This window comes from Marinicrinis lubricantis (genome assembly GCF_042658665.1).
In the GTDB taxonomy this organism is placed as follows: Bacteria; Bacillota; Bacilli; order Paenibacillales; family KCTC-33676; genus Marinicrinis; species Marinicrinis lubricantis.
The window spans coordinates 1-850 of the sequence record NZ_JBHSQV010000057.1 but is presented as its reverse complement, the minus strand read 5'-3'; the positions used below and the strand labels follow the sequence as shown (position 1 = coordinate 850).

Sequence of the window (850 nt, the reverse complement as noted above, 5' to 3'; positions counted from 1 at the left end):
CCTTGGCTACAACCATTTTCTTAAAGTTCAGATCATACCGTTTTCTTTCCAATGCGTTCCCCTCCGACTGATTTCATTCTATCGGAATAAGGGGTGTACTGTCCAAGTTCATTTGGGGGCTAAATAGATGGTTAAATTAACTGATGTGTTTGTTATATTCTAACACGGAACTGGGATCAAACCTATCTACCTGACTGCAACCATTCAAAATAAGCCGGTAAAAATCGAAATTATCGTATGATGTTTGTTCTTTCCATAAGACTCTGTTTCTGAGGTTTATTCATTAATGTCCAAGGAATAAGCCACCCTTTTTCGGTGGCTTATTTCCCATTCATTTGTAACTTTTGACTTCATTTCATCCTTTTCTAGAAGTACTACCAAATATAATAGCCTGAGTGTTTTTTGTTATTTATTAAAATGAGGGTTAATGACACAGCACCCAAAATAATATATATCGCTAGAAAAAGAGGCATTGATAAAATGTCCTTACTTTCAACAATTCCCATAATGATAAAAGTCATCCCAAGTAAAATATATGGTAAAACCAATCCTCTGTGGAAAGAAGCCAGCTCCTCTTCACTTAAAGTATGCATTACTGATTTTCTAAGAAGAAAGTTAAGTTTGAAAAGATGGCACAACCCTCTTACAAGCATCCAAATACCGAGAAAAATCTGTGCAAACATTCCATACCAGCCTCCTTTCATAATTATATTACCATATACTACCCGAGTTCGACAGTAAATCACTCAAAATAGGTACACAAGGGATCGAAAATCCCATAAGATCAAGGTTTTTTCTCGGAATGCATAGAAAAACACCGAGAATTTCATAGGCACACGCTAACTAAGAT

The 850-nt window shown here is 35.8% G+C and carries 1 protein-coding gene; it reads right to left on the bottom strand.

Annotated features, from left to right (window positions below; translation table 11 throughout):
• Positions 1 to 374: 374 nt before the first annotated feature.
• Positions 375 to 683: a hypothetical protein gene (locus ACFPXP_RS08005; RefSeq protein ID WP_379893714.1), complete on the bottom strand. Its 309-nt coding sequence runs from the start codon at positions 681 to 683 to the stop codon at positions 375 to 377.
• Between the last annotated feature and the right edge of the window lie 167 nt (positions 684 to 850).

Coding starts and splice junctions, on each gene's coding strand:
- ACFPXP_RS08005 (WP_379893714.1), bottom strand. CDS start 683: ATGTTTGCACAGATTTTTCTCGGTATTTGGATGCTTGTAAGAGGGTTG.